At 38.9% G+C, this 6000-nt stretch carries 4 protein-coding genes and 1 pseudogene; all 5 read left to right on the top strand.

The window, feature by feature from the left end:
• Positions 1-123 precede the first annotated feature (123 nt).
• Positions 124-1101: a ring-cleaving dioxygenase gene (locus ASU00_RS11550; RefSeq protein ID WP_057913614.1), complete on the top strand. Its 978-nt coding sequence runs from the start codon at positions 124-126 to the stop codon at positions 1099-1101.
• Between the two features lie 73 nt (positions 1102-1174).
• Positions 1175-1774, top strand: a complete 600-nt coding sequence (locus tag ASU00_RS11555) for a nitroreductase family protein (protein WP_057913615.1) — start codon at positions 1175-1177, stop codon at positions 1772-1774.
• 1790 nt (positions 1775-3564) lie between these two features.
• Positions 3565-4852 (top strand): DNRLRE domain-containing protein (locus tag ASU00_RS26910; protein WP_461786764.1); only part of this gene is annotated, 1288 nt, incomplete at its 3' end.
• 461 nt (positions 4853-5313) lie between these two features.
• Positions 5314-5542 (top strand): hypothetical protein (locus ASU00_RS26915; RefSeq protein ID WP_413783524.1); only part of this gene is annotated, 229 nt, incomplete at its 3' end.
• A 1-nt stretch (position 5543) separates the two neighbouring features.
• A pseudogene (locus tag ASU00_RS26920) lies at positions 5544-6000 on the top strand (hypothetical protein); the annotation flags it as partial.

The raw sequence follows: 6000 nt of genomic DNA on the forward strand, positions 1-6000 counted from the left end.
TGTTTGCGAAAATTCATTACATGATACGTAATGAATAAACAAAGCTGCTTGAAGGGAAAATGTAGGGAATTGATGAAAAGCTGAACATCCTTAAGATAAAACGTTTATTAGGAGGAAAAGTAGATGAATGGATTAAAAGGGATACACCACGTTACAGCTATCACAAGCAGTGCAGAGAAAAATTATGAATTTTTCACTTATATATTGGGAATGCGTTTAGTCAAAAAAACCGTTAATCAAGATGATATCCAAACCTATCACCTGTTTTTTGCGGATGATGTTGGCGGTGCGGGAACGGATATGACCTTCTTTGACTTTCCAGGCATTCAAAAGGGGGTACATGGGACTAACGAGATTTCAAAAACATCATTCCGTGTGCCGAATGATGCCGCATTACAATATTGGGCTGAACGTTTTGACCGGTTAGAAGTGAGTCATACTGGAATTCAAGCTCAATTTGGCAAAAAAACTTTATCCTTCGTAGATTTCGATGATCAACACTATCAATTGATTTCAGACGAAAACAATGAAGGAGTTGCAGCAGGAATCCCTTGGCAAAATGGTCCGATACCTCTTGAATACGCGATTACAGGATTAGGACCGATTTTCATTCGGATTGCCAACTTCGATTATTTCAAGGAAATGATGGAGCAAGTACTTTTATTCAAAGAAGTGGATCAAGAAGGGTCATTTCATCTTTTTGAAGTAGGCGAAGGCGGAAATGGGGCACAAGTTATTGTCGAGCATGATTCAACACTGCCTCAAGCTAGACAAGGTTTCGGAACGGTTCACCATACAGCTTTCCGCGTTGAGGATCGTTCTGTTTTGGAAGAATGGATTGAACGTATGGAAAGCTTCCAATTTCAAACATCCGGTTATGTCGACCGTCACTTTTTCGAATCGCTTTACGTTCGAGTCGCACCACAAATCTTATTCGAGTTTGCCACCGATGGACCTGGGTTTATGGGAGATGAACCATATGAGACGCTTGGAGAAAAGCTATCATTGCCACCTTTCCTGGAACCGAAAAGAGATCATATCGAAAAATTGGTTCGTCCGATCGATACAGTAAGAAGCACCAAGGCGTTCCCTAAAGAATAATGACTTGGTTTCTGCTCATACTAAAGCAGGCAGAAATACTAGCACTATAGAAAAAACTCAGGAGGAATGAATGATGACGAAAGATTTTTACACAGCTATCAAAGAGAGACGTTCTTATTATGGAATCAATAAGGAGATACAAGTATCTGACGAGAAGATTAAGGAGATTGTCGAGTTTGCCGTAAAACATACACCATCGGCATTTAATTCCCAAACTACCCGTGTTGTTGTTTTGACTGGTGCAGCTCATGATAAATTATGGGACATCACCACACAGGAGTTAAAAAAAGCAGTTGGGGAGAGGGATTTCACAAGCACGCAGCAAAAAATGGATTCCTTTAAAGCTGGCTATGGGACTGTTTTATTCTTTGAAGATCAATCCATTGTGAAATCGTTGCAAGAACAATTCGCGCTCTATGCCGATAATTTCCCGATCTGGTCACAGCAAACATCAGGCATGCATCAACTGGTCGTTTGGACTGCTTTAGAAGGAGAAGGGTTAGGGGCAACGTTACAGCATTATAATCCGCTTATTGATGATGAAGTGAAAAAAGAATATGATGTTCCAACTGATTGGAAGTTGATTGCCCAAATGCCCTTTGGACATCCAACGGCCCCAGCGGGTGAAAAAGAATTCCAACCACTTGAAGAGCGCATTAAGTTTTACAAGTAAGGGTCAATAGGCTCTCTCATACTGTAGCCAAACTTCGAATTTTTTGGAGTTTGGCTGCAGTTTTTTTTATTGGAGGGTTCCTTTCAATTTTACGTGTAAACAAGATGAATTCTTATTGCCCTAGGTTTTAGAGGGTTTGTACAATGAACGTTCCATTGCACTGCAGGCACTTAGCTTTCCAGAGGCGGTCCGTGAGCATCCTCGGCTGCGGGGTCTCACGTAGACGCGCATTTCTAAGCAGGAGTCTCGTTGCCCTCCGTTCCCTTCCACTCTGCATAAGAACGAAGATAGCATCTCAAATTCCCCGAATTTTGAGGATTTATACCAAGAACGTATCATTCCACTCTGCGTGAATACGAAGATAATACCTTTAATTGTCCGGTTATTGGAGGATTTGTACAATGAACGTTCCATTGCACTGCAGGCACTCGCTTTCCGCGGGCGGTCCGTGAGCATCCTCGGCTTTCAGCCTGCGTTGTCTCACGTAGACGCGCATTTCCCGCAGGAATTGTATATTGTTCGTTTTATTCCACGTCATGTACCCACATTTCTGAAGTTAGACTTTAATTTTCAGCGTGCCATAGTTTTGGCGGCTGGCTTGGAGTATCGTAATTGCCTTGATGGTTAGCTCAAGGAATTATTTTCGTAATAATATGTGCTTTATGGAAACTTATTGACGTTACACATTACTGATACCAGGAATTGCTTTGTTTCGCCGCGCTCCTCATGGGGTATCATCTCCGTTTCCATCTGTTTATTTCGCTTCATTACCACAGTCCACGAATCCTATAAGTACGCCTTTAATTGGAAAAAGTTCTTCGGAATTTATCGTTTCTAAAAATTTTATTTTCAATAATTCTTGCTACCTCATACGTATATAATTGGATTTTCTTTAATATTTTGGGTCCTTTAACTTAATCACTTAAGATTATTTTTTTATCGATCATACACTAGTGGTTCTTTTATTGTGGTAAAAAAGTACTTTTATTTAGTTATTTTTTGTATAATTTAAGTTTATTCGCTGATTTGCTAGGAAATATTAACTGTTGTACAATCTGTTGGAGTAGATTGGTATAGGAGGGAATATTTTGTTTAAATTCAGAAAGTACATAGCATCGATCTTGATTTTGGCTTTGTTATGCAGCATTTTGCCAGCATATACAGGGGCCAGTGACAACCTAAAGGAACCTCAGGTCGATCAAGATGAAAATGAATTAGTGGCAACAGACAATTTGGATGAAGTGATGAAAGAAAGAACCGAAAGTTCAAAAACCTTCACGGATGGAGAAGGAAGCTTTGTTAAAGAGATTTATCAAGAAGAAATACATAACAAAGTGGACGGAAAGTACAAGCCCATTTCCGAAGAGTTAGTAGAGAAAGATAATAAAGGCTACATCGAAACGGAAACAACAAACTTGGAATCTATGTTTCCTGAAAAATTAGGGGAAAATAAACCTGTAATTTATCAGTCAGGAGAACATAAGCTATCCTTTGAGGTAACACATGCCTCTGATGGAGAGAAACAGACGAAACCAACTTACAGTTCCGGGTCAGTAATAGAAGAAAATTCAATTACGCATAAATCTTTATACCCGAATATCGATCTTCGCCATGTTGCCTTAAATAATGAGGTAAAAGAAGATTGGATCATGAATGAATATGATGGAATCAATGAATTTCACTATACAATTCAAACTGATTTATACGGTCAAGTTGAAAGAGACGGATCAATAGGATTCTATGAAAACGAATCGAAAGAAAAACCTATTTTCACCTTACCAAAGCCGATGATGGTCGATTCAAACTATAACGAGACGTTAGGCGATGGTGTCCGATCGACAGAAATCCATTATGAACTCAAAAAGTCGGACGATAGGTATGAATTAGTTTTAAATGCTAATAAAGAATGGCTATCTTCGCCTAAGCGGGTTTTCCCTATTTATATTGATCCTTCTGTCTCGATTGAGGCTTTGGGAGACACATTTGTAATGAGTGCTTATCCCAATAACAATTACAATAAAGAGTGGGATCCATCACAAGGGGAATATGTATTAAAAACAGGATATTATGATAACACAACAGGAACGAATTACCCGTTCATAAAATTCAGTTTAATCGGGGATTTAAAGGGTGCGACCATTGATTCTGCTGAATTAGCAGCCTATGTGACCCATTCCTATTATGTCGATATAAAAACGGATATATGGGTAGATGAGGTAAAAGCACAATGGTATGTAGATGAATTGACTTGGAACAATAAACCATCTTCCACTAAAATAACGAGTACATCCGTTGCTAGAGATCAATGGGCTTATTTTGATGTTAAAAATACCATCCAGGCTTGGGTTAACGGCACTAGACCCAACTATGGCTTTAAGTTCCATACGAACGGAAATGGCAAAACGCATTGGAAAAAAATCACTGCAGCAGAAAGTGCCAAAAAAGCTAAACTGGTCATAAGTTACCACTACGAAAAAATGAAGGAACCGACAGTCAGTTCCTTTTCCTATGGTGAAGGGAAGGCTGACGGCTATATCGATGTTAAGTGGGCTTCCGTTTACGGAGCAAATTCTTATGATTTACAAATGTATGATGGAAAAGGTTATCAGACCATTTATTCTGGGACAGGAACTAGTTGGTCCTCCAAGGGTAAAAAACTATTTCCTAAAGCACCCTACACGACTAGCTCTACTTACAGGACAGATGGAACTGGAATCGAGTTACCAGTAAATCCAAGTGAATTTTTTAGTAAAAAAAGTGGAACGCCGACTACTAAAAAAGACTATGGATTCCGTGTAGTAGCCAAGTTTACTAATGGAAATAGTCCCGTTTCAACGGCCATTTTCAAAACAATTCCCGTTATTCCAGTGGGAATTCCGGATCTTCCAACCGTAAAACCATTTGCGTACCCGGAAACGGATTCAGTGAATAAAGGACGTGGCTGGTTAGATATATCCTGGAAACCGGTGGCGAATGCCTCGGGATATAAAGTTATGATATGGAACGGTTCAAAATATAAAGAATTTACGGTAGGTAAAGTAACCAGTGTCAGTACAAAGGGGAAAAAGCTCTGGCCTANGAAAAATGGGTTGAAGGAACTTTATCCAGTCGAATTAGACAAATCGACAAGCGTGGGCAAAGGAACAGAATTGCCAATGGATCCTAGCCTGACTTATGGAAACGGCTCGAACCGCTATAGTATCAGAGTCAAAGCCATATCAGCAGTGGGAGATTCGGCTTCATCCGATGTGAACTATGGATACATTCCACTATATGCCCCTAAAAATGCAAAGCTAACGAGTAACTTAGCGGATATGGTCAATGACAAAAGCAGCTTGACCGTAAAGTGGGATGCCACTCCTTCTGCCAAGTATTACGAGATTCAGATTTCTGATGATAAAACAACGAAAACACATCAAGTAAAAGGCATAACTTCTTTCACAACTGAACCGATTTATGGAGTTGCCTCAAATTATTCGGCAACGGTTAGAGCCTATTATGTGGACGACGACTATGCTTTAGAATCAGAACAGGGGAAAATGACAGGAAAACTCGGTTTAAGCCCTGTTTCGAATAAAGCAACCGTAACTGTTGATCCGAGAGAGGATTTAAATGGTTTAGAAGATTATTTCACTTATGAAGATCATTCATTTGGAAATGCAACAGCGAATGTTAATGTAACGACGGGGAATATGGCAATACAATTTACTGATGAAACGTTATATACACGTAGCAATTTAGGATATGACTTTACACGTACGTATAATTNTCGTTCAACGAAAAATTCTGTATTAGGTAAAGGTTGGACGTTTATTGGCAATGAATCGTTAAGAATTATAGAGAATGGCGACGGTTCATACACAGACGAAGATAGCACGGTTCATTTGTTTAAAAAAGATGGCAATCAATTTACTTCTCCAAAAGGTCTATATGAAAATCTCGTGAAAGTAAATGAATCGACCTATACAATGACGGATAAAAATCAATTTGTTCAAACATTTAAAGTTGGTAAGAAATCACCTGACTTTTTCATCTCCTCTTATCAAGATGAATATGGCAATCAAATTGATTTCACACTTAATGACAAAGATCAATTAATAACTGTTTCAGAGACAAAAGGGATTGAAAAGAAAGAAAGAATTCAAATCTTATATACTGATAATAAAATTAGTAAAGTACAATATGCGGATCACTGGACAACGTTTAAATATACAGGTGATCAATTA

Origin of the sequence: Peribacillus muralis, assembly GCF_001439925.1 — a bacterium.
In the GTDB taxonomy this organism is placed as follows: Bacteria; Bacillota; Bacilli; order Bacillales; family DSM-1321; genus Peribacillus; species Peribacillus muralis.

Bases quoted from the DNA above. Each gene is read 5' to 3' on its own strand.
- ASU00_RS11555 (WP_057913615.1), top strand. From the start codon at position 1,175: ATGACGAAAGATTTTTACACAGCTATCAAAGAGAGACGTTCTTATTAT.
- ASU00_RS11550 (WP_057913614.1), top strand. From the start codon at position 124: ATGAATGGATTAAAAGGGATACACCACGTTACAGCTATCACAAGCAGT.